The sequence below is a fragment of the Streptomyces sp. NPDC029152 genome (assembly GCF_055564355.1).
In genome coordinates this window covers 199,786-222,083 of sequence record NZ_JBVHWR010000012.1, presented here as the reverse complement: position 1 = coordinate 222,083, position 22,298 = coordinate 199,786, and the positions used below count along the sequence as shown (strand labels likewise).

The window sequence follows — 22,298 nt, the reverse complement described above, 5'->3', positions numbered from 1 at the left end:
ACGTGAAGACGATGTGAGTAATCACGAGCCAAACGGACATAACGGACCGTGTTGCTGGTCACGTCGATCCGCCCATCTGTCAAGACCCAGCGGCGAGTTCGTTACCGCCGACTGTGTCCTGACGCACATGCCCCGCCCTCCGTCGGCGTCACGGGCCACGAGGGCGAACGGCCCTCGAGGGACACCGCCCCCGGCGGGGACGCGGGCGGGTGCGACGCGGGCGGGTGCGACGTCGGCGGGCGGGGACGCGCCCCGGAGGTGACGCGCCCCCGCCCGCCGGGCGTCCGTGCCCGTCAGGTGCCCGGCTTGCGGCCGTACACGTAGACGTCGTCGCCGTTCTTCAGCAACGACCAGTACTTCTTGGCGTCGGTCTTCGTCATGTTGACGCAGCCGTGGGATCCCGGCGGGTTCCACATGCTGACGCCGACCGAGTGGAAGGCCTGGCCCCCGTCGAAGAACTGGCTGTAGGGCATCGGCACGTCGTAGATCGTGGAGACGTGGTCGATGTGCCGCCAGTAGATCTTCTTCAGGCCGGTGCGGGTCTCGTAGCCGTCGCGGCCCGTGCGGACCGGCACCGGGCCGTAGACGAGCTTCCTGCCGTCCTGGATCCAGCTCAGCTGGAGGGTCAGGTCCACACAGGCGATGCGTCCCTTGTTGACCGGGCATTTGCCCGACTTGTTCGGGTTCTTCCCGACGGCCTTCTGCTTCTGCATCAGATCCATCACGCCCCAGGTGACGGAGCCCGCGTAGCCGATGTTCGGCGTGATGCCGTGCTTGGTCTGGAAGGCCCGGATCGCCTTGCAGTCGGCGGTGGACTGCCTGCCGTCGGCCGGGCGGCCGAGGAACTTCTCGACCTTCTTCTGGTACGGGCCCGTCTTCGTGGTGCAGCTCGCGGCCTGCGCCGGCGCGGCGCCGAGTGCGAGCGTGAGCGGTGCCACCAGTGCGGTGAGCCCGAGTGCCACGGCACTCTGTCTGCGTATGTCCCCCATGAACGTCAGCCTTTCGCGTCGAAGCGGTGGAAATGGGTGGAAGATCGCCCATGGTGGGATCCCCGCATGCTAGACCGCCGGCCGGCGGCTACGGTTGCCCGCCGGCCGGCATCGCGACGAAACAGTGACGAACCACACCGGGCGGCCCGCATCGGCGGTCCGGTCAGTCCGTGCCGCCCCGTTCCTCCAGGGCCCGCCGGAATCCGGTGTTGACCGCGGTCAGACCGCCGTCGACGGTCAGGGTGGTCCCGGTGATCCAGGACGCGTCGCGCGAGGCGAGGAAGGCGACGGCCGCCGCGATGTCCCCGGGTTCTCCGACCCGCCCCAGAGGATACAGTCCCCGGAGTGCCGCCAGTTCCCCGTCCCGGCCCTCCCAGGCCGTGGTGCGCACGGTGCCCGGCGCCACCAGGTTGACGCGGACGCCCCGCGCGGCGGCGTGTCCGGCGAGGGTGCGGGTCAGGGAGGCCAGGCCCGCCTTGGCGGCGCTGTAGGCGTGGTTGCCGAAGTCCTGGACGCCGTTGACCGAGCCGATGCTCACGATCGCGCCGCGACCGGAGGCCGCCAGGTGGGGCAGCGCGGCGCGGCAGCAGCGGTAGGCGCCGGTGAGGGTGACGTCGAGGTCGCGCGCCCACGCCTCGTCCGGTTCGTCCTCGAAGAGCGGTGCGTCGGGAGTGCAGGCGTAGGCGTTGTTGACCAGCACGTCGAGGGAGCCGAAGGCGTCGACGGCACGGGCGACGGCCGCCTCGACGGACGCCCGGTCGGCGACGTCGCAGCCGAACGCCTCGGCGGTGAGTCCCCGTTCGCGCAGCGTCGCCGCGGTCTCCTCGGCCGCGGGCCGGTCCGCGTCGGTCACCAGCACCCCGGCCCCCTCCTCGGCGAGCCGCGCGGCGGTGGCGGCGCCGATGCCGCGCGCGGCGCCGGTGACGAGAACGCCGTGTCCCTCGAAGCGCATGGTGTCGGTCATGGGACCGACGGTAGTGCGTGGGCGCCCGGCGGTCAGCGGTAACCGGTCACGTCCGCCGGCTTGTCGGCGTCCTGGACCTCGACGAGGTAGCGCCAGGCGTCGGGGCGGCTGCCGTCGAGGTCGGTGAAGCCGTACTCCCGCGCGAGCCCGCCGCTGGAGAGGGAGAGGCCGTTGAAGCGGGCCACGCCCGGGTCGGCGGCCAGTGCGGCCACGGCGCGGCCGACGTAGCGGGGCGTCTCGGAGATGGCGAAGTGGGGGACGCGGTCGAGGGCGTCGCGCCAGTTGTCCTCCCGTACGCCGAAGTGGTCGAGCATGATCTCCGAGCGCAGCCAGCCCGGCGTCAGCGCGACGGCGGTCGCGCCGCGCGGTCCGAGTTCGTGGCCGAGGGCGAAGGCCATGCGCAGCACCGAGGACTTGGCGAGGTCGTAGAAGAAGGAGACCCGGTAGTGGTCGCGGTTGTAGTCGGCGGTGCCGTCGGTGACCTCGACCACGAGCCCGCCGGGGCTGCGCAGCATCAGGGGCAGGGCGTGGTGACTGGTGATCGCGTGGGTCTCCACGGCGAGCCGCAGGAGCCTCAGCCCCTTGTCGAGGTCGTGCTCCCAGACGGGGCGGTCCCACTCGAAGAGGGTCTCGCCGCCCCAGATGTCGTTGACCAGGATGTCGAGGCGGGCCTGCTCGCGGGCGATGCGGTCGACGAGCGCGGCGACCTCGGTCTTCTCGAGGTGGTCGGTGGGAACGGCGATGCCGTGGCCGCCGGCCTCGGTGACCAGGTCGGCGGTGTCCTCGACGGTCTCGGGGCGGTCGTACTCCGAGCGCCGGGAGCGGGTGGTGCGGCCGGTGACGTAGACGGTGGCGCCGGCCGCGCCCAGTTCGACGGCGATGCCGCGTCCGGCGCCGCGGGTCGCTCCGGCGACCAGTGCGACCCTGCCCTCGAGTGACTTTGCCATGTCCGGCTCCCGTTCCCTCTCCTCACGGGCCCATCCCGACTGCGGATGAGCGATGTCGTGATCGAGACTGCACGGGAAGCCGGACATCCTCTGTCACCTTTTCCGCGTGTCTTCCGGCTTGGCGCCGAGTGCCGCGCGGTCCGGTGTCAGTGGCCCCGTTCGATCCACTCCTCCAGGTGCGGGGCCTCGGCGCCGATCGTGGTCGGGTCGCCGTGACCGGTGCGGACCTCCGTCCCGGGCGGCAGCACGAGGAGCCGGTCGCGGATCGAGTCGATGATCGTCGGGAAGTGGGAGTAGGAGCGGCCGGTGGCGCCGGGTCCGCCCCGGAAGAGCGTGTCGCCGGTGAAGACGGTGCCGAGGCCCGGGTCGTACAGGCAGACGGCGCCGGGAGCGTGGCCGGGGGTGTGCAGGACCGTCAGGTCGGCGCCGGCGGCCTCGATGACCTGGCCGTCGGTCAGCCAGGCGTCCGGTTCCCGGTCGGGGTGGGTCTGGTGCCACAGCGGCAGGTCGTCGCGGTGCAGCCAGATGGTGGCGCCTGTGCGCTCGGCGAGGGCCGGGGCGGCGTTCACGTGGTCGTTGTGGGCGTGGGTGCACACGATGGCGGTCAGGCGCCGGTCCCCGACGGCCTCGGCGATGGCGTCGGCGTCGTGGGCGGCGTCGATGACGACGACCTCGTGGTCGTCGCCGACGAGCCAGACGTTGTTGTCGACGTCCCAGGTGCCGCCGTCGAGGCTGAACGTGCCGGAGGTGACGAGGCGTTCGATGCGGGCGGTCATCACAGCACCACCACCGAACGCAGCACGTCGCCGGCGTGCATCCGCTCGAAGGCCTTCTCGACCTCGTCGAGCCGGATGGTCTCGGTGACGAACTTCCCGAGGTCCAGGCGGCCCTGGAGGTGGAGGTCGATGAGCATCGGGAAGTCCCGGGAGGGCAGGCAGTCGCCGTACCAGGACGACTTCAGCGACCCGCCGCGCCCGAAGACGTCGAGGAGCGGCAGTTCGAGCTTCATCTCGGGCGTCGGCACGCCGACGAGGACGACGGTGCCGGCGAGGTCGCGGGCGTAGAAGGCCTGCCGGTACGTCTCCGGCCGGCCGACCGCCTCGATGACGACGTCGGCGCCGAAGCCGCCGGTCAGCTCGCGGACCGCCTCGACGGGGTCGTTCTCGCGGGAGTTGACGGTGTGGGTGGCGCCCATGGAGCGGGCGGTCTCCAGTTTGCGGTCGTCGATGTCGACGGCGATGATCCTGGCCGCCCCGGCGAGGTGGGAGCCGGCGATCGCCGCGTCGCCGACGCCGCCGCAGCCGATGACGGCGACGGTGTCGCCGCGGCCGACGTTGCCCGTGTTGATGGCGGCGCCGATGCCGGCCATCACGCCGCAGCCCAGCAGTCCGGCCACCTCGGCGGAGACGGCCGGGTCGACCTTGGTGCACTGCCCGGCGGCGACCAGGGTCTTCTCGGCGAAGGCGCCGATGCCGAGCGCCGGGGAGAGTTCCTGGCCGGTGGAGGCGAGGGTCATCTTCTGCTCGGCGTTGTGGGTGTCGAAGCAGTACCAGGGGCGCCCGCGCAGACAGGCGCGGCACTTGCCGCACACCGCACGCCAGTTGAGGATCACGAAGTCGCCGGGGGCCACGTCGGTGACTCCGGCGCCGACCGACTCCACGACGCCCGCGGCCTCGTGGCCGAGCAGGAAGGGGAAGTCGTCGCTGATGCCGCCCTGCTTGTAGTGCAGGTCGGTGTGGCACACCCCGCAGGCCCGGATCTCGACCACGGCCTCGCCCGGCCCCGGATCGGGCACGACGATCGTCTCGATCCGTACCGGCTCGTCCTTGCCCGGTGCGATCACGCCGCGTACTTCCTGCGCCATGCTCTGACTCCTTCTTCGGCCACTCGTGGTTCCTCCCCGACCCTACGCGCAACCGATCGTCAAGGCGCCGGTGGCAGGGCGGGCCGGGCGGCCGGTGGACGGCGGAGCGGGCCGCGCGGTGCTGCCGCGTCCGGCGGGGCGGCGCCGCGGGACACCGCGGCGGGCCCGGTCGTCGTGGCGGAGCGGGCCGCGTCCGCGCGGCCGGCGGTGGGGCCCGCGCACGCCTGAGGGCCGCCCGGACGCGGGCGGCCCTCTGCGGGGGACGTGGCGCGGGCGTCAGCTCCGGGCGGCCTTGCCGAGCAGCGGTGACAACAGGCCGGTGAGGGCGAGCCGCTGCGCCTGGTCGCGGGTGTCGGGCCGGTGCAGATGGGTGGAGGGAGTGGTCCGGGCGTTCCCGTCCCCGGTGGGCAGGCCGTCGGCGGCGAGCGAGCGGAGCGTCGGGCTGAGTGCGCCGGCGGCCGGCGGGCCCGGGTCGGCGGCGCTCGCCGTCGGTGCGACGAGGCCGGTGGCAGCCGCGGCGAGAGCGGCGGCGGCGACGATGCGTCGTGTGGGGATCATGTCTTCGGCAACGCCGGCGGGCCGGTGGCGGACACGGGCGGCCCACCGCCCTCACCCGTCGGGAGCAGCGGTACGACAGGGCTTGCCGGAGCCGCCCGGACGGAGGACTCTCGAAGGAGAGGCCCCAGGCGGCCCGTTCCCGGTCGGGCCGCGGCCTTCGAAGGAGGTCGTCATGGGCACCAGCACAGGCCCCGGCTTCGACACCGAAGCGCTGCGCCGGGGCATCGAGGACGAGACGGCGGAAACCCTCCTGTCGCTCTACGCGGACGACGCGGAGGTCCGCATCGTGGACCGCTACGCGCAGCCCAGCAGCCCCAAGGTCCTGCACGGCCGCGACGAGATCGCCGAGTTGCTCGACGACGTCTACAGCCGCGACATGACGCACCGGCTCGAGAACTGCGTCGTCCAGGGCGACCAGGCCGCCTTCACGGAGTCCTGCGCCTATCCCGACGGCGTCCGGGTCCTGGCGGAGTCGATGATGTCGCTGCGGGACGGGAAGATCGTCCGGCAGACCATGATCCAGGCCTGGGACGAGTAGCCGGAACGGCGGACCGGTTCGCCGGCGACCGCGTCGAGCGTCGCGGTGATCCGGTGGCCGCGCCCCCTCGCGCACCGGCCCCGGCGCGACTTCCTCGCGCCGGGGCCGGTTTTGTCGTGTACGCGGTCTTGTGGAGAGGGGCGACCCTTCCTTACTTTTCAGTAAGTTCTCTCTGGACGCGGCTCCGTCCAGAGTCCCCGCACCCGCACGCCTCGCCCCCGCCTCCAGAGGAGAGAGCAGCATGCCTGTCCCCAGATCCAGGCACCTTTGCTCCGTGGCCGCCGCCCTCGCACTCACCGTCGCCGCTCCCGTGACAGCGACCGCCACCACCACGTCCCCGGACGACCCCGCCGCGCTGCGCGAGGTGATGTTCGTCGGCAACAACTGGGACGGCACCGCCGACGTCATCCGCTCCACCGGTGACTTCGCGAGGATCGGCCGGATCAGCGTCGTCCCGGACCGGAAGCAGCGGATGGCCGAGATCAACGCCGACCCGATCCGGTGGATCTACTTCCAGGCCATCCGCAACGGCGTCGGCGAGGGACACGACCAGTTCGCCGACGACATGTACTCGACGCCGGACGGGAGGTCGGTCGTGGTCTCCCGTCCGAGCTTCGCGGACGTCGTGTCCGTCGACCTCGCCACCGGGCGGATCAACTGGCGTTTTCCCGTGTCCGGTTACCGCGCCGACCACATGGCGGTCTCGCCGGACGGCACCCGTGTCGCGGTGTCGGCCTCCACGTCGAACACCGTGCACGTGCTGGACATCGGCACCGGCCGGCAGCTCGGGTCCTTCGGCACGGGGGACAAGCCGCACGAGAACATCTTCACCGAGGACGGCAAGTACATCTGGAACATGTCCATCGGCGAGGTCAACACCGCGCTCGACGCCCCCTGGCTGGACTGGACGAAGGGTGACCGGCGCATCACCGTCGTGGACGCGACGACGTTCCGGCAGGTCAGGGTGATCGACATGCGCGAGCGTCTCGACGCGGCCGGTCTCGGCGACCACTCCGACGCCGTGCGGCCCGCCGTGTTCTCGCCCGACGAGTCCAAGCTGTACTTCCAGGTCTCCTTCTTCAACGGCTTCTTCGAGTACGACCTCGCCACCGACCGGATCACCCGGACCAAGACGCTGCCGAAGAACCCCGCCACCAGTGAGGACCGCACGACCTGGGTCAACGACTCACGGCACCACGGCCTGTCCATGAGCCCGGACGGCGCCAAGATCTGCGTCGCGGGCACGATGGACGACTACGCGACGGTCGTCGACCGTACGACCCTGAAGGAGGGACCGCTGGTCGCGGCCGCCAAGCCCTACTGGGCCACGGTCAGCGGCGACGGCACCCACTGCGTGGTCTCCGAGAGCGGCGCCGACCAGGTCACCGCCATCGACTTCGCGACCGGCGAGAAGACGGTCTCCGTCCCGGTCGGCGACCATCCGCAGCGCGTCCGGCTCGGCCACGTCACGGCCGGCTGGGCCGGGCCGTCGGCCGGCTGACCCGGTCCGCGGTCCGCGGTCCGCGCCGAAAATGTCCGCCCCTTCGTGTGTGGGCCGCGCGCAGGCGGGTAGTCGCCCGGCATCGGATGAGGCATGCATGACCTCGGCAGCACTCCTGACGGAAGGAGGTCCGTGACAGCGCACACTCGTAGCGCCCGGGCCGCTTCCCCCGACATGGAGCGACCCGGCACGTAACGGGCAGCGTCCTCGTGGGCGCTGCCCGCCCCTGTTCCTCTGCGTCCCCCTCCCCCGCGCTCCCCCGCACGGTGCCCCGCGAACGCTCCGCGAGGCCGGCTAGCGCCGCGGCAGGCGGTGCAGTCCGACGTCCCCGAGGCGGCCGTCGGCGACCGTGGCGGTCATGTACGTGCAGTACGGCTGGCGCCGCCGGTCGGTCGGGGAACCGGGGTTGAGCAGCCGCAGGCCGGTGCCGGCCGTGGTGTCCCACGGGATGTGGCTGTGGCCGAAGACCAGCACGTCGAGGTCGGGGAAGCGGGCGGCACAGCGCGCCTCCCGGCCCTTGGCGGCACCCGTCTCGTGGACGACGCCGAAGCGCAGACCGCCGAGGTCGGCACGGGCCACCTCGGGCAACCGGGCGCGCAGGCCGGGTCCGTCGTTGTTGCCGTACACCGCGACGAGTCGCCGGCTGCGCTCCTCCAGGAGATCGAGCGTGTCCGTGTCGACCCAGTCCCCCGCGTGCAGGACGACGTCGGCACGCGGGATCTCCGCCAGCAGGGGCGCGGGCAGTTCCCTGGCCCGCTTCGGCAGGTGCGTGTCGGACATGAGCAGCAGGCGCACGTGATCCACCCTCACCGCGCGGAATCCTCCGTGAACTGGCGGAACCGGCCGACCAGAACCGTCCGGCCCCGCCCGTCGCCGCCGTCGGGGACCTGTGGGCGGCGGGCCTGGACACGGGCCGCGCCGGCACGGTGGCCGGCGCTCGACGGTCTCTGTCGCGGGGTGCGGTCAGTCCTCACCCCGGACTATGTTCGACTCCTGGCCCGCCTGCGGCGCGCGCGGGGTGCCGCCGTCCTCGACGGCCGGTACCCAAGTGCGCGGGGCGCCCTTGCCGCGCAGGCGGCGGGCTTGCGACCAGCCCGTCTCCAGGCGGCGGACGGCGGGTTTGTCGCTGGTGTCCGCGGTCACGAGGCATCATCTTCCTTCTGTGTCCGGTGCCGTTGCCCTCCGGGTCCCCGGGCGCACGCCGGTGAAACGGGCGCGCGCCGTCCTCACGGGTTGGGCCGGGCCACGCTGATGTCGCCCAGTGCCGAGTCCGGGTCACGCTCCATGGCCAGGTCGCCCAGGGCGACGATGCCCACGGGGTGGTCGCCCTCGACGACCGGGACACGGCGTACGGCGTGCTCGCGCATCACCTGGATCGCACGGTCCACTTCGTCGTCGGGGCGGACGGTCACCAGGTCGTCGCTGCAGGCGCCGGCCACGGTGCTCCGTTCCGGGTCGCCGCCCTCCGCGACGGAGCGGATCACCAGGTCACGGTCGGTGACCAGTCCGCGCAGCCGGTCGTCCTCCGTCACCAGGACGGCTCCGAGGTCCTGGTCGCGCATGATGCGGGCCACCGCGGTGACCGAGGTCTGCGGCTCGACGGTCACCGGATCGGCGGTCATGATGTCGCGGACGTGCTGTGTCATGGCGCACTCCTCATGCATCGCTGTCGGCGTCACCGGCCGGGTACCCGGCGGGGCGGCGGCGACCCGTCCGGTTCCGGCCGGGCGCGGGGTGCGTCCGGCGGTCTCACCGGCCCAGCGCGATCTCGCTCCAGACCTGCTTGCCCCCGCTGACCGGCAGCGTCCCCCAGGTGGCCGACACCGCCTCGACCAGCAGGATGCCGCGCCCGCCCGTGGCCTCCCAGCCGATGCTGGTCGGTTTGACGGGCGTACGCGGCGACGCGTCGGCGACCGCGACGCGCAGCCGGCCGCCCACCAGGGTGAGGTCGAGGCGGACGGCGCCGTCGGTGTGCACCAGGGCGTTGGTGACCAGCTCGGAGACGACGAGGAGCACGGCGTCGATGTCGGCCGCCGGCACGCCCCAGGAGCGCAGGGTGCGGTGGGTGAAGCGGCGGGCGTGCCGGACGGCCTCGGGCAGCCGCCACACCGTCCAGGTCTCGCGCTTCGGACGCGTGGCCATGCCGTCGTAGCGCACCAGCAGCAGGGCGACGTCGTCGCTGCGGCGGGCGTTGCCGAGCAGGGCGTCGGCGACGAGAGCGAGGTGGGCGGGGTCGGACACGGCCAGCGCGTGCGCGAAGCGGTCCATGCCCTCGTCGATGTCGGCGTCGGCGGACTCCACGAGCCCGTCCGTGGTGAGGGCGATCAGGGTGCCGGGGCGCAGCCGGAGCGGGCTCATCGGGAAGTCGGCCTGCGTCACCACGCCGAGCGGCGGGCCGCCCTCCGCCTCCGCGATCTCCGTGGTGCCGTCGGGGTGGCGCAGCACCGGCGGCGGGTGGCCCGCGCGGACGCACCAGGCGGAGCCCTCCTCCATGTCGAGGTCGACGTAGGCGCAGGTGGCGAAGAGGTCGGTGCCCATGTCGGTCAGGAGGCGGTTGGCCCGGGAGACGACCACGTCGGGCGGGTGTCCCTCGACGGCGTAGGCGCGCAGGGCGGTGCGCATCTGGCCCATGAGGGTGGCGGCGCCGGCGCTGTGGCCCTGGACGTCGCCGATGACGAGGGCGACGTGGTGGTCGGGCAGCGGGATCACGTCGTACCAGTCGCCGCCGAGCTCCAGCCCGGCGGTGCTGGGCAGGTAGCGGGCGACGGCGACCGCGCCGGGCAGTTCCGGCAGACGGCGCGGGAGCAGCTGGCGCTGGAGCATGCCGACGAGTTCGTGCTCGGCGTCGAAGGCGTGGGCGCGCATCAGGGCCTGCCCGGCGAGGCCGGCGGAGGCGGTGAGCAGGGCGCGCTCGTCGGGGCCGAAGTCGTGCGGGGAGTCCCAGCCGATCAGGCAGACGCCGGCCGTGCGGCCCGCGGCCGGCAGCGGCAGGACGGCCAGGCCGCCGGGGCCGACGTCGGCGAGCGCCGGTTCCAGGGCGGTGCCGGCGGGCCAGATCTGGGCGCGGCCCTCGCGCAGCGCCGCGGCGAGGGTGGGCATGGCGCGCACGGGCGCGTCGGGCCACTCGGTGCGCCACTCCAGCCGCCACAGTTCGGGCCACGACTCCGGTTCGGGCGGGTCTAGGACGGTGACGACGAGCCGGTCGCCCTCCAGCTCGGCCAGGGCGATCCGGTCGGCGCGCAGCGGCCTGCGCAGGGCGGCGACCACGGCCTGGCTGACGTCCCGGACGGTGCCCGCGGTGGCCAGCGCGGCGGCCAGGCGCTGGACGCGGGCGACGTCGGTCACGTCGGGGCGCAGGGTGGAGGCGTCGGCGACGGTGCCCACGAGGCGGGCGGGCCGGCCGTCGCCGCCCGGCAGCAGGCGCCCGCGCAGTTGCAGCCACTTCGGCGGGCCGGTGGGCTGCAGCACCCGGAACTCCAGCTCCCGGTCGCCGATGGACATGTGGTCGGCCTCCACCACGGACATCAGCGAGGGCAGGTCCTCGGGCACGGTCAGGCCGAGCAGCGTCTCGACCTTGCCGTCGAAGTCGCCCGGGGCGAGGGCGAACAGCCGCAGGATGTCGTCGCCGACCTGGACCCGGCCGGTGTCCATGGCCAGGGAGAACGCGTCCGGCCGCAGTTCCCGGCTCTCGGTGGCCACGGGCGGGGCGGGGCCGGCGGCGGCCCCGGCGACCAGTTCCAGGCAGGCCCGGTCCTCGGGGCCGAAGCCCCCCGGGCGCTCGGTCAGGGCGAGCAGGCAGCCGCCGTCGCCCGGCACGGGCAGGGCGGCGAGGGAGAAGCCGCTGGACGGGACGCGCCGCGATTCGGCGGACTCGGCGAACGCCTCGGGGCCGAGCCACACCGGCGCCCCGCCCCGGCGGGCGTCGGCGACCGGGGAGCCGCCGTCCGCGGGATAGCTGTCGCGCACGCCGTACAGCGTCCTCGGCACACCCACCGACTCGGTGAGGCAGAGCAGCTCGCGGTCCTCGCCGGGTCGGTACACGGCGGCGAAGGCGGCCCCGCCGAACACGAGCGCCTGTTCCAGGACGCGGCGCAGCCGTTCCCTCCGGCCGGGGAGGGCGGCGATCGCCTTCAGGGCGTCCTCGGCACGCAGCGTCCTCGTCCCGCTCTCCGCGGCGCCCTCACTGACCACGTCGCCATTACAGCGCGTACGGGACGGCCGCGCAGCCCCTGTGAGCGGGGAACCCGCGATCCCGGGCGCGGGAGGGACCCCGCGGGCCCCGGCCGGGTGCGCGGGGACTTCCGCGCCGTCCCCGCCGAGCGCGGACGCGTCCGGACCGCGGCACGGCGGTGGGCCGGGGGCCCGCTCCGCGCACCCGGCGTCCGGTGCGCCGTCGGGGCGCTCGTCCCCGGGACGCGCGGCGGTCCGGCCCTCCCCCGGAGGGCCGGACCTCCCCCGCGGGCCCGCGGGGGGGCGGGAGGCGGCGAAGCGGCCGGGTCAGCGGGTCCGGGTGAGGCCGGAGCCGTCGGCACGGCCGGTACCCGTGCCGTCGTCGGCACCACCGGCCCCTGCGCCCTCACCGGCCCGGTCCCCCGCCCCGTCCGCCGCGCCGCCGCCGCCCAGCGTGGCGCCGACCGCCCGCAGGGCCGTGGCGACCGGCTGGAAGAAGGTCTCCCCGCCCACCGTGCAGTCGCCGCTGCCGCCGGAGGTGAGGCCGATCGCGAGGCCGTCCCGGGTGAACAGGGAGCCTCCGCTGTCCCCGGGCTCGGCGCACACGTCGGTCCGGACGAGGCCGGTGACCGTGCCCTCGGGGTAGTTCACGGTGGCGTCCAGGCCGAGCACCTGCCCGTCGGCCAGTCCGGTGGTGCTGCCCATCCGGAAGACCTGCTGTCCGACCGTCGCCTCCGCCGCGCCGCCGATCGGAACGGTCCGGTTCCCGAGGTCCACCTCGCTCGGCGCCACGGTCGCGGGGTCGTCGTACGTGACGAGCGCGAAGTCGCCCCGGCCGGGGAACACGGCCCGGTCGACGGTGGCGACCGGCCGCCCGCCCTGCGCGTCGGACCACCGCGCGGCCGCGACCCCGCAGTGGCCGGCCGTCAGGAAGGCGGGCGAGCCGTCCGCCGCGGTGACGTTGAAGCCGAGCGAGCAGCGCCCGCCGCCGCCGAAGACGGCGTCCCCGCCCGACAGGTACGTCTTGAAGGCGCCGCCGGACTTCTCGAGGGTCGCCATGCCCGGGCCGAGGCTCTCGACGGTGGACTCCAGCCGGTCCCACGCCGCGCCGGTGACGGTGCTGTCGGCGGTGACCAGGATCTTGTCGGCGCGCGGGTCGATCGCCCACGAGGTGCCGGGGACGGTGGCCTCGGACTTCAGGGTCCGTGCGCCGGTCTCGAGTTCGGCCATGCTGTTGTCCACCTCGCGGACGGCCGCGCCCGCCCTCTCCGCCCGCACGAGGACGTCGTCGTCACCGCCGGGTACGACGTTGACGACGAGCCGCCGCTCGCCGGCGTCGTAGTAGGAGCCGGCGAAGGCGTCGCCGAGCAGTCCGGGGAGCCGTGAGGCGAGTTCCGAGGCGTCGACCGCCTCGAGCGTCCTCGGCACGGCGGCGCCGCCCGGACCACCGCCGTCCTGCGAGGCGTCGGCGTTCGGCAGCAGGACGGCGGCCGCGCCGAGCGCCACCACCGAGCCTGCCGCCATCGCGGCCCTGCGCTTCGGGATTCGCTGGTGACTCGACCTTCTCGGCCTCCTGGGACGGGGTCCGTGCCGCCGGACGGCAGCTGTCCGGGGGACGCCTGGACGGCTGTTGGTACGCGCGGCCCGGAGGGGCCGTTCAATCACCCCGTTCCGGCACGCTCCGCGCCCGGCCGGTGACGTTCCGTTCCCCGCTCGGAGCGGAATCCCGGCTTCAGCGAATCTGCACACCCACTGCCCAACCCGGACACCCCGATTGGCCGTTCTCCACAATCGCCGGGGGCCGCGCACGCCTTTGGTGCGGGAGTGCCGGATTCGCGGCGGCGCGGGTGCGGAACCGCACGGCCCGATGCCGCACCGGGTGTGAAGAAGTCGCCGCGAAGACGTGCGCACTCCTGCACGGTTGGGTGCCTCGACGTCGCAAGTGTCCAGGTGGGAGGGGTGATTGATTGGAAGGGCCGACCGGCCACGTGCTTTGATCCATCGCACCGCGGGGGCCGCGGAGGGCTCCGGACAAGGGCGCCCGGCCGCCCGTGGCCGCGGCCGTCATCTGTCCCCAGAGGGGGCCGCTCCCCCCTTGTGAATTGGCTATACGAAGGGAAGTTCCATCATGAACTCCACCCCCCAGGTCGAGACCGCCGAGATCTCCGACGCCGAGCTCGACAACGTCTCCGGCGGCCTGAGCGTGAACGCCGTCGGCACCGTCACCGGTCTGGTGGACGGCATCGCCCCGGTCTCGGGCCTGCTCAACACCGCCGTCGGCACCGTCGAGGGTGTCACCGGCCTCAACACGGCCCCGGTCACCAACCTGGTCGCCGGTCTCTGATCGCGCCCTCGTGCCGCTGAGTCCCGGAGCCGTACCCCGGCTCCGGGACTTCTCGGCCGTTCCCCTACGGCTTCACAGCGACCCCCTGGGATACGTCCGACGTGCAGTTCCGCCAACAGGCCCTCGCCAGACTCCAGTCACCGGAGGAGCTCGACCTCCCGGTGCGTTTCGCCCGCCCGCAGGGCTGGCTGGTGCTGTCCGTGACCGTCGTCGCGATGGCCGCCGCGTCCGTGTGGGCGGTGACCGGCTCGGTGGCCCCCACGGTCGGCGCACCCGCCGTCCTCACCCACGGGCAGGGCAGCTACGTCCTGCAGAGCCCGGTCTCCGGACAGGTCACCGCCGTTCTCGCCCGGCAGGGCGAACGGCTGGCCGCCGGCTCGCCGGTGCTGAAGGTCCGCACCGCCGAGGGCGACGCCGTGGTCCGCTCGCTCGACGCGGGCCGTGTCAGCGCGCTCGCCGCCGCCGTCGGCCAGATCATCCGGACCGGCGCCGACGTCGCGTCGATCGAGAAGGTCGCCCACGCCGGCGACCCGCTCTACGCCACCGTCTACGTCCCCGCCGAGAACGCCGCCGCCATTCCCGCCGGCGCCCCGGTCGACCTGACCGTCCAGTCGGTGCCGGCCCAGGAGTACGGCGTACTGCGCGGCCACGTGAAGTCGGTGGACCGCTCGGCCCAGTCGGCGCAGTCGATCGGCGCGTTCCTCGGGGACGGCCGGCTCGGCGAGCAGTTCACGCAGGACGGCAGGCCGGTGGCCGTGACGGTGCGCCTCGACACCTCGACGACCACGAAGAGCGGCTACGCGTGGTCGTCCGCGGGCGGACCGCCGTACGAACTGACCTCCATGACGCTGGCCACGGGCTCCATCCGGCTGGCCGGGCAGCGTCCCGTCGATTGGCTGCTGCCGTGAGGACCGCGACCGACACCCGGGGCAGACGCCGCGCCGCCCCGCCGAGGCGCGAGGCGCCCGGGAACCGGGCGAGGACCGTCCGTACGCCCACCGTGCTCCAGATGGAGGCCGTCGAGTGCGGCGCCGCCTCCCTCGCGATGGTGCTCGGCCACCACGGCCGGCACGTCCCGCTGGAGGAACTGCGCATCGCCTGCGGCGTCTCCCGCGACGGTTCGCGCGCCAGCAACCTGCTGAAGGCGGCGCGCGGTTACGGTCTCACCGCCAAGGGCATGCAGATGGACCTGGCCGCCCTCGCCGAGGTGACGGCGCCGGCCATCCTGTTCTGGGAGTTCAACCACTACGTCGTCTACGACGGCATGGGCCGGCGCTTCGGCCGGCGCGGGGTGTTCATCAACGACCCGGGCAAGGGCCGCCGCTTCGTGACCCTGGAGGACTTCGACGGCAGCTTCACCGGGGTCGTGCTGACCATGGAGCCCGGCGAGGACTTCGCCCGGGGCGGCCGCAGGCCGGGCGTGCTCGGCGCGATGCCGGCCCGGTTGCGCGGCACCGCGGGCACCCTGCCCGCCGCCGTGCTGGCGAGCCTGCTGCTGGTGGCGGTGGGCGCGGCGGTGCCCGCGCTCAGCCGCACCTACATCGACATGTTCCTGATCGGCGGGCAGACCTCGCTGCTGGGCGTGCTGTTCGCGTCGATGGCGGCGTGCGTCCTGCTCACGGTGGTGCTGACCTGGCTCCAGCAGGCGAACCTGCTGCACGGCCGCATCATCTCCTCCACGCTCTCCAGCGCCCGCTTCCTGCGGCATCTGCTGCGGCTGCCGGTGACGTTCTTCTCGCAGCGCAGCCCGGCCGACCTGGTGCAACGGCTCCAGTCCAACGACGCCGTCGCCGAGACCCTGGCCCGCGACCTCGCGGCGGCGGGCGTCGACGCGATCGTGGTCGTGCTGTACGCCGTGCTGCTGTACACGTACGACCCCCAGCTCACGTTCGTCGGCATCGGCGTGGCGCTGCTGAACGTCGTCGCGATGCGGGTCGTGGTCAAGCTGCGCGCGACCCGGACGGCGAAGCTGCGCGCGGACACGGCCCGGCTGACCAACACGGCGTACACCGGCCTTCAGCTGATCGAGACGATGAAGGCGACCGGCGGCGAGGACGGCTACTTCCGCAAGTGGGCCGGGCAGCACGCCACCACGCTGGAGGAGCAGCAGCGGCTCGGGGTGCCGAGCGCCTGGCTGGGCGTGGTCGCGCCGACGCTCGCCACGCTCAACAGCGCGCTGATCCTGTGGATCGGCGGCATGCGGGCGGTCGAGGGGCACATCTCGGTCGGCCTGCTGGTCGCCTTCCAGGCGCTGGTCACCCGCTTCACGGCTCCGCTGACCCGGCTGAACGGCGTCGCGGGCCGCATCCAGGACTTCGCGGCCGACGTGGCCCGGCTGAAGGACGTGGAGAACTTCCGGGCCGACCCGTTGTACGGCCGCCCCGGCGGTGGCGACTCCACGCGCCGGCTGCGCGGCCACGTCGAGCTGGAGAACGTCTCGTTCGGCTACAGCCCCCTCGACAAGCCGCTGCTGACCGGCTTCGACCTGACCGTCGGTCCGGGGCGCCAGGTGGCCCTCGTCGGCGGCTCCGGCAGCGGGAAGTCCACGGTGTCCCGGCTGATCTCCGGCCTGTACACCCCGTGGGAGGGCGTGATCCGCATCGACGGGCAGCGCCTGGAGGACATTCCGCGCGGGGCATTGGCGTCCTCCGTCTCCTTCGTCGACCAGGACGTGTTCCTCTTCGAGGGCTCGGTGCGCGACAACGTGGCGCTGTGGGACCCCTCGGTCCCGGACGACGCCGTGGTGGAGGCGCTCAGGGACGCCGCGCTGTACGACGTCGTGATGCGCCGTCCCGGCGGCATCCACAGCAGGGTCGAGCAGGACGGCCGCAACTTCTCCGGCGGGCAGCGCCAGCGCCTGGAGATCGCGCGGGCGCTGGTGCGCAGGCCCAGCATCCTGGTGCTGGACGAGGTGACCAGCGCGCTGGACGCGGAGACCGAGCTGGTGGTGATGGACAACCTGCGCCGGCGCGGCTGCGCGTGCGTGGTCATCGCGCACCGGCTGAGCACCGTGCGGGACAGCGACGAGATCGTCGTCCTGGAGCACGGCACGGTCGTGGAGCGCGGGCGGCACGAGGGACTGGTGGCGCGCGGCGGCGCGTACGCGGCGCTGGTCGGGGAGCGGTGAGATGACGTCGGTGCACGAAGGGCAGGGCGATCTCGTCCTCGGCCCGCTCGGCTCCCTGGGCACGCGCGTCGACTGCGCCGGCTCCAACCGCCTCGACCTGGAGGGCCCGCAGGTGCTCTGGCTGGTCGTGTCCGGCGCGGTGGACCTGTTCGCGGTGGACGCGGAGCAGCGGGGCCACTGGCACCACCTGGGCCGCCTGGAGGCGGGTTCGGTGCTGCTCGGCCCGGTGGCCGGCCCCCAGCACACGCTGGTCGCCCGCCCCCTGCGGGACTGCGTGGTGCACCGCATCGGGCTGCGCGAGCTGTACCGGCCGGCGCCCACGCAGACCTGGTCGTACGACGAGTACGGCAACCCCCGGTACGTGCCGCCGACGACGAGTCCGCTGGAGTATGCCCTCGCCCTCGGCGTCGGGCGCAGTCTGTCCGTCCTCTTCCAGGCGCCGATGGCCTCCGAACGGGCGGCGGCGCCCACCGACGACGACGTGTTCTGGATGCAGGTGCCGCCCGGCAGCGTCCAGTACGGCGCGGTGTACGGCGAGGAGGCGGCCGCCGATCTGCTGATGGACCCCGCGCTGTGGCAGAGCATGGTCGACCAGCAGTACCGGCTGCTGACCACCCTGGACCGCTGGATCGAGCAGCTGGAGCGCACCCACGAGACGCGCACCGCGGCCGGCATCAGGGCCGGTGAGGCGGTACGCGCCCAGGCCGACCGGACGCTGCTGGCCTCCATCGGCGGGCGGCCGGGCAAGCGCGCCACGGCCGCCGACGCCGACGCCACCTACGCGGCCTGCGAGCTGGTCGCCCGCGCGGCCGGGATCACGCTGGCCGAGCCCGCGCGGAACGGCGCCGAGAGCGACCGGCTCGACCCGGTGGAGCGGATCGCCCTGGCCTCCCGGGTCCGCACCCGGGCCGTACGGCTGGACGGCCGCTGGTGGCGGGACGACGTCGGGCCGCTGGTCGGGCACCGGGCCCTGTCGGGCGCGCCGGTGGCGCTGCTGTGGCGGCGGGGCGGCTACGTGGCCGTCCACCCGGCGACCGGCCGGGAGACTCCGGTCGGGAAGGCGAACGCCGAGGAGTTCGAGCCGCGCGCGGTGATGTTCTACCGGCCGCTGCCCGAGCGCCGGCTCGGTCCCCTGCGGCTGCTGCGGTTCTGTCTGCGGGGCACGCGCGGTGACCTGGCGGGCCTGCTGCTCGCCGGGCTGGTGACCGTGGCGATCGGCGCGCTGGTGCCGGTCGCGACCGGCAAGGTGCTCGGCGAGTTCGTGCCGAAGGCGCAGACCGGGCTGATCGTGCAGGTGTGTCTCGCGGTGATGCTGAGCAGTGTCGTCGCGGCGGCGTTCACGCTGTTGCAGAACCTCACGATCCTGCGGCTGGAGGGCCGCATCGAGGCGGCCCTCCAGCCGGCCGTGTGGGACCGGTTGCTGCGGCTGCCGACCCGGTTCTTCACCGAGCGCTCCACGGGTGAGCTGGCGAGCGCGGCCATGGGCGTCAGCGCGATCCGCAGGCTGCTGGCCGGAGTCGGGCCGACGGTGGCCCAGTCGGTGACCGTCGGCGCCATGAACCTGGGGCTGCTGCTGTGGTACAGCGTGCCGATGGCGCTCGCGGCGATCGGCATGCTCGTGGTCGTCGCCGCGGTGTTCCTGGGCCTCGGACTGTGGCAGGTGCGCTGGCAGCGACGGCTGGTGCGGCTCACCAACAAGCTGAACAACCAGGCCTTCCAGACCCTGCGCGGACTGCCCAAGCTGCGGGTCGCGGCGGCCGAGAACTACGCCTACGCGGCCTGGGCGGCGCAGTTCGCGCGCAGTCGTGAGCTCCAGCAGCGGGCCGGGCGGGTCAAGAACCTCAACGCGGTGCTCGGCGCGGTGTACCTGCCGCTGTGCACGCTGCTGATGTTCATGCTGCTGGCCGGCCCGGCCCGCGGCTCGATGTCGGCGGCGGCGTTCCTCACCTTCAACACGTCGGTGACGATGCTGCTGACCTCGGTCACCCAGCTGACCGGTGCCTTCGTGTCGGCGGTGGCGGCGCTGCCGCTGTTCGAGGAGATCAAGCCGGTGCTGGAGGCGGCGCCCGAGGTGCGCACCGCGAGCACCCGGCCGGGACCGCTGTCCGGGGCGATCGAGGCGCGGCGGCTGTCGTTCCGGTACACCGACGACGGGCCGCTGGTCCTCGACGACGTGTCGTTCGCGGTGCGGCCGGGCGAGTTCGTGGCGATCGTCGGGCCCAGCGGCTGCGGCAAGTCGACCCTGCTGAGGCTGCTGATCGGCTTCGACCGTCCGCTGTCGGGCAGCGTCCTGTACGACGGCCAGGACCTGGCCGCGCTCGACCGGTCGGCGGTGCGCCGCCAGTGCGGGGTGGTGCTCCAGCACGCGCAGCCGTTCACCGGCTCGATCCTGGACGTCATCTGCGGCACCGAGCCGTACACGCCCGAGGAGGCGATGGCTGCGGCCGAGATGGCGGGGCTCGCCGAGGACATCAAGCGGATGCCGATGGGCCTGCACACCATCGTGTCGGGCAGCGGGGCGGTCTCCGGGGGCCAGCGGCAGCGGCTCATGATCGCGCAGGCGCTGATCCGCCGCCCGCGCGTCCTCTTCCTCGACGAGGCGACCAGCGCCCTGGACAACGCGACGCAGCGCACGGTGATCGAGTCGACCAAGGCGCTGAACGCCACCCGCGTCGTCATCGCCCACCGGCTGACCACGGTGCTGGACGCCGACCGGGTGATCGTGATGGAGGACGGCAGGATCGCCCAGCAGGGCCCGCCGGCCGAGTTGCTGGCGGACACGGGCGGCCGGCTGCACGAGCTGGTGCGGCGGCAGCTGGCCTGAGGCGCCGGTCCGGCGGTGCCCGGCCGGCGCGCAGTTGGACCGGCGCGTAAGTGGGTACCTGGGCCTTCATGCGAATCAGCGTGGTGGATGTCGGGTCGAACACCGTCCGGCTCGTGGTGGCGGACGCGGAGGGCGGTGTCCCGCTGCCGGTCCACACGGCGAAGTGGCGCCTGCGGCTGTCCGAGCAGGTCCCGCCGGGTGCTCCGGTGCCCGAGGAGGCGGTGGAGCGGCTGGTGGCGGCGGTCGCCGACGCGGACCGGACCGCGGCCCGGTGGGGCGCGGCCGGCCCGCTGGCCTTCGCGACCGCCGTGGTGCGTGCCGCGCCCAACCGCCAGGAGGTGCTGCACACCGTCCGGGCCCGCACCGGGGTCGACCTGTGCACCCTGCCGGGCGAGGTGGAGGCCGAGCTGACGTTCCTCGGGGCCCGGCGCTGGATGGGCTGGCGGTCGGGACCGCTCGCCCTGCTGGACATCGGCGGCGGCTCGCTGGAGGTCGCCTTCGGCCGCGGCCGGCTGCCCGACTTCGTGGCGTCGCTGCCGCTGGGGGCCGGGCGGCTGACCCACGAGTTCCTCGCGGGCGGCCAGGACGCACCGCGTCCGGAGCAGCTGCGGGCGCTGCGCCGCACGGTCCGCCACCAGCTGCGGGACGTCGCGGCGCGGATCCGCTGGGAGGGGCCGCGCACGGCGGTGGCGACCTCGCGGACGTTCCAGCAGCTCGGGCGGCTGTGCGGGGCCCTGCCCGGCCGCCACGGGCCCTTCGAGGAACGCCGGATGAGCCGCGCGGACCTCAAGCGGGCGGCCGGCCGCCTGGCCGCCCTGTCCGCCGCCGAGCGGGCCCGCCTGCCCGGCATCTCCGCGCCGCGCTCCGCGCAGAGTCTGGCGGGCGCGGTCGTCGGGCACACGGCGATGAAACTGACCGGACTGGAGGCGGTGACGCTGTGCCCCTGGGCGATCCGCGAGGGCGTCCTGCTGCGCCACATCGAGGACGGGCCGTCCTGGTGGTCGGAGGTCGTCCGCCGCGGCGGCGAGCCCGCCGCCCCCGGCCCGGTGCCGCTGCGCATCGCGACCACGGCGAACTGACACCGCCACGGGCCCCGGACGGGGCCGGCGACCACACCGGACCGGACGAGAAGCCGGACGAGAAACCGAAAGAGAAGAGGAGTCCCTTCGTGTCCCATCACGGCGACCGCGACCACCAGCAGCCCGAGACGGCCATCGAGGAGGTCATGCGCGAGATCGAGGAGGCCGAGACCCGCGACCCGGAGTCCGCCGAGGAGCGGCGGCACCGGGGCGAGGCGGGCGACGCCACCTCCCCGAACGTCGAGGCGCAGGAGGAGTCCGGCAAGGAGTAGGCCGGCGACGCGGAGGCCCGGCGCGACACGGATGCGACGGCGTCCGACGGGTACCCGCGACGCATGGAGAACGTCCGCGAAGAACCACAGCTGCCGACGGCCCGGGGCCCGCTCTCCGCGGCCGTCGGCTCGTATCTGCTCGGCACGGCCCCGCTGCCCCGCGCCGAGGACGTCGCCGCCGCGGCACCGTACGGCGACGACCTTCAGCTGGCCCTGTACCAGTGCTACGAGCTGCACTACCGCGGTTTCGCCGGCGTGTCCCCCGGCCTGGAGTGGGACCCCGGCCTGCTGCGCGTCCGGGCGGCGCTGGAGGACCGCTTCCTGTCCGCGCTGCGCGCCGACACACCGGTCCACGACAGCGTGGCGGACGCGGTCGGGGCGCTGCTGGTCGAGCCGGTCGACGGCAAGGGCGTGAGCCACTTCCTGCGGGACGAGGGCGAGTTGTGGCACCTGCGGGAGTACGCGGCCCAGCGCTCCCTGTACCACCTCAAGGAGGCCGACCCGCACGCGTGGGTGCTGCCGCGGCTGTGGGGCCGTGCGAAGGCGGCGATGGCGGCGGTGGAGTTCGACGAGTACGGCGGCGGCCGCGCCGACCGGGTGCACGCCCGGCTGTTCGCCGACCTGATGACGGACCTGGGCCTGGACACGGCGTACGGGCGTCATCTCGACGCGGCCTCGGCCGAGTGCCTGGCCACGGTGAACATGATGTCCCTGTTCGGCCTGCACCGGTCGCTGCGCGGCGCGCTGGTGGGGCACTTCGCGGCGGTGGAGATCACCTCGTCGCCCGGTTCCCGGCGGCTCGCCGAGGCGATGCGCCGTACCGGCGCCGGTCCGGCCGCCGAGCACTTCTACGACGAGCACGTCGAGGCCGACGCGGTGCACGAGCAGATCGTCCGGCACGAGGTGATCGACGGCCTGCTGGAGGAGGAGCCCCAGCTCGCGGCGGACGTCGTCTTCGGCATCGACGCCACCGGGTACCTGGAGGACCGGTTCGGCGACCGGCTGCTCGCCGACTGGCGCGCCGGCCGCTCGTCCCTGCGCACTCCCCTGGCGGACGTGTCCCCCGAGCCTTCCGGAGCCTCCCATATTTCATGACCGCCGGGGTACGCGGGTTCCGTGAA

General features: G+C 73.9%; 20 protein-coding genes. 9 read left to right on the top strand and 11 right to left on the bottom strand.

Going from position 1 to position 22,298, the window contains the following annotated elements; genetic code table 11:
- Nucleotides 1-293: 293 nt before the first annotated feature.
- The 6 genes from ACZ4V6_RS25285 to ACZ4V6_RS25260 form a co-directional block, all read right to left on the bottom strand.
- Nucleotides 294-989, bottom strand: a complete 696-nt coding sequence (locus tag ACZ4V6_RS25285) for a L,D-transpeptidase family protein (RefSeq protein WP_467831429.1) — start codon at nt 987-989, stop codon at nt 294-296.
- A 163-nt stretch (nt 990-1,152) separates the two neighbouring features.
- Nucleotides 1,153-1,953, bottom strand: a complete 801-nt coding sequence (locus ACZ4V6_RS25280) for an SDR family NAD(P)-dependent oxidoreductase (RefSeq protein ID WP_467831426.1) — start codon at nt 1,951-1,953, stop codon at nt 1,153-1,155.
- 32 nt (nt 1,954-1,985) lie between these two features.
- On the bottom strand, nt 1,986-2,900 hold the full coding sequence (locus ACZ4V6_RS25275) for an SDR family oxidoreductase (protein WP_467831424.1): 915 nt from the start codon (nt 2,898-2,900) through the stop codon (nt 1,986-1,988).
- Nucleotides 2,901-3,046: 146 nt separating this feature from the next.
- Nucleotides 3,047-3,676, bottom strand: coding sequence for an MBL fold metallo-hydrolase (locus ACZ4V6_RS25270; protein WP_467831422.1), 630 nt, complete (start codon nt 3,674-3,676; stop codon nt 3,047-3,049).
- Nucleotides 3,676-4,764 carry an S-(hydroxymethyl)mycothiol dehydrogenase gene (locus ACZ4V6_RS25265; RefSeq protein ID WP_467831419.1) on the bottom strand — a complete coding sequence of 363 codons (1,089 nt, stop codon included), beginning with the start codon at nt 4,762-4,764 and terminating at the stop codon, nt 3,676-3,678. Before ACZ4V6_RS25265 ends, ACZ4V6_RS25270 begins: the two co-directional genes overlap by 1 nt.
- Nucleotides 4,765-5,040: 276 nt before the next feature.
- A complete protein-coding gene (locus ACZ4V6_RS25260) occupies nt 5,041-5,322 on the bottom strand; it encodes a hypothetical protein (protein ID WP_467831417.1) in 282 nt (93 codons plus the stop codon).
- A 172-nt stretch (nt 5,323-5,494) separates the two neighbouring features.
- Here ACZ4V6_RS25260 and ACZ4V6_RS25255 point away from each other — a divergent pair, with 172 nt between their 5' ends.
- Both ACZ4V6_RS25255 and ACZ4V6_RS25250 read left to right on the top strand, forming a co-directional pair.
- On the top strand, nt 5,495-5,860 hold the full coding sequence (locus tag ACZ4V6_RS25255; RefSeq protein WP_467831414.1) for a nuclear transport factor 2 family protein: 366 nt from the start codon (nt 5,495-5,497) through the stop codon (nt 5,858-5,860).
- Nucleotides 5,861-6,101: 241 nt separating this feature from the next.
- Nucleotides 6,102-7,361, top strand: coding sequence for a YncE family protein (locus ACZ4V6_RS25250; protein ID WP_467831412.1), 1,260 nt, complete (start codon nt 6,102-6,104; stop codon nt 7,359-7,361).
- A 294-nt stretch (nt 7,362-7,655) separates the two neighbouring features.
- On the opposite strand, the gene ACZ4V6_RS25245 is transcribed toward ACZ4V6_RS25250, so the two are convergent.
- From ACZ4V6_RS25245 to ACZ4V6_RS25225, 5 genes are all read right to left on the bottom strand, one after another.
- On the bottom strand, nt 7,656-8,156 hold the full coding sequence (locus ACZ4V6_RS25245; protein ID WP_467831595.1) for a metallophosphoesterase family protein: 501 nt from the start codon (nt 8,154-8,156) through the stop codon (nt 7,656-7,658).
- A 168-nt stretch (nt 8,157-8,324) separates the two neighbouring features.
- Nucleotides 8,325-8,504, bottom strand: a complete 180-nt coding sequence (locus tag ACZ4V6_RS25240) for a hypothetical protein (RefSeq protein ID WP_467831409.1) — start codon at nt 8,502-8,504, stop codon at nt 8,325-8,327.
- Between the two features lie 83 nt (nt 8,505-8,587).
- Nucleotides 8,588-9,007, bottom strand: coding sequence for a CBS domain-containing protein (locus ACZ4V6_RS25235; protein WP_467831407.1), 420 nt, complete (start codon nt 9,005-9,007; stop codon nt 8,588-8,590).
- Between the two features lie 103 nt (nt 9,008-9,110).
- The gene (locus ACZ4V6_RS25230) at nt 9,111-11,552 is read right to left on the bottom strand and encodes a SpoIIE family protein phosphatase (RefSeq protein WP_467831404.1); all 2,442 of its coding nucleotides are present in this window, start codon (nt 11,550-11,552) and stop codon (nt 9,111-9,113) included.
- A gap of 306 nt (nt 11,553-11,858) precedes the next feature.
- Nucleotides 11,859-13,055: a S1 family peptidase gene (locus ACZ4V6_RS25225; protein ID WP_467831401.1), complete on the bottom strand. Its 1,197-nt coding sequence runs from the start codon at nt 13,053-13,055 to the stop codon at nt 11,859-11,861.
- Between the two features lie 604 nt (nt 13,056-13,659).
- Here ACZ4V6_RS25225 and ACZ4V6_RS25220 point away from each other — a divergent pair.
- From ACZ4V6_RS25220 to ACZ4V6_RS25190, 7 genes are all read left to right on the top strand, one after another.
- Entirely contained in the window at nt 13,660-13,875 is a 216-nt protein-coding gene (locus ACZ4V6_RS25220; RefSeq protein WP_467831399.1) for a type A2 lantipeptide, read from the top strand.
- Between the two features lie 101 nt (nt 13,876-13,976).
- Nucleotides 13,977-14,783 carry a hypothetical protein gene (locus ACZ4V6_RS25215; protein ID WP_467831396.1) on the top strand — a complete coding sequence of 269 codons (807 nt, stop codon included), beginning with the start codon at nt 13,977-13,979 and terminating at the stop codon, nt 14,781-14,783.
- Nucleotides 14,780-17,002 carry an NHLP family bacteriocin export ABC transporter peptidase/permease/ATPase subunit gene (locus ACZ4V6_RS25210; RefSeq protein ID WP_467831393.1) on the top strand — a complete coding sequence of 741 codons (2,223 nt, stop codon included), beginning with the start codon at nt 14,780-14,782 and terminating at the stop codon, nt 17,000-17,002. The genes ACZ4V6_RS25215 and ACZ4V6_RS25210 overlap by 4 nt, the downstream gene beginning before the upstream one ends.
- A 1-nt stretch (nt 17,003) precedes the next feature.
- Nucleotides 17,004-19,826, top strand: a complete 2,823-nt coding sequence (locus tag ACZ4V6_RS25205; protein WP_467831390.1) for an NHLP bacteriocin export ABC transporter permease/ATPase subunit — start codon at nt 17,004-17,006, stop codon at nt 19,824-19,826.
- A gap of 68 nt (nt 19,827-19,894) precedes the next feature.
- Nucleotides 19,895-20,905 carry a Ppx/GppA family phosphatase gene (locus ACZ4V6_RS25200; protein ID WP_467831388.1) on the top strand — a complete coding sequence of 337 codons (1,011 nt, stop codon included), beginning with the start codon at nt 19,895-19,897 and terminating at the stop codon, nt 20,903-20,905.
- 89 nt (nt 20,906-20,994) lie between these two features.
- The gene (locus tag ACZ4V6_RS25195; protein WP_467831385.1) at nt 20,995-21,177 is read left to right on the top strand and encodes a hypothetical protein; all 183 of its coding nucleotides are present in this window, start codon (nt 20,995-20,997) and stop codon (nt 21,175-21,177) included.
- 63 nt (nt 21,178-21,240) lie between these two features.
- On the top strand, nt 21,241-22,272 hold the full coding sequence (locus tag ACZ4V6_RS25190) for an iron-containing redox enzyme family protein (RefSeq protein ID WP_467831383.1): 1,032 nt from the start codon (nt 21,241-21,243) through the stop codon (nt 22,270-22,272).
- Nucleotides 22,273-22,298 lie beyond the last annotated feature (26 nt).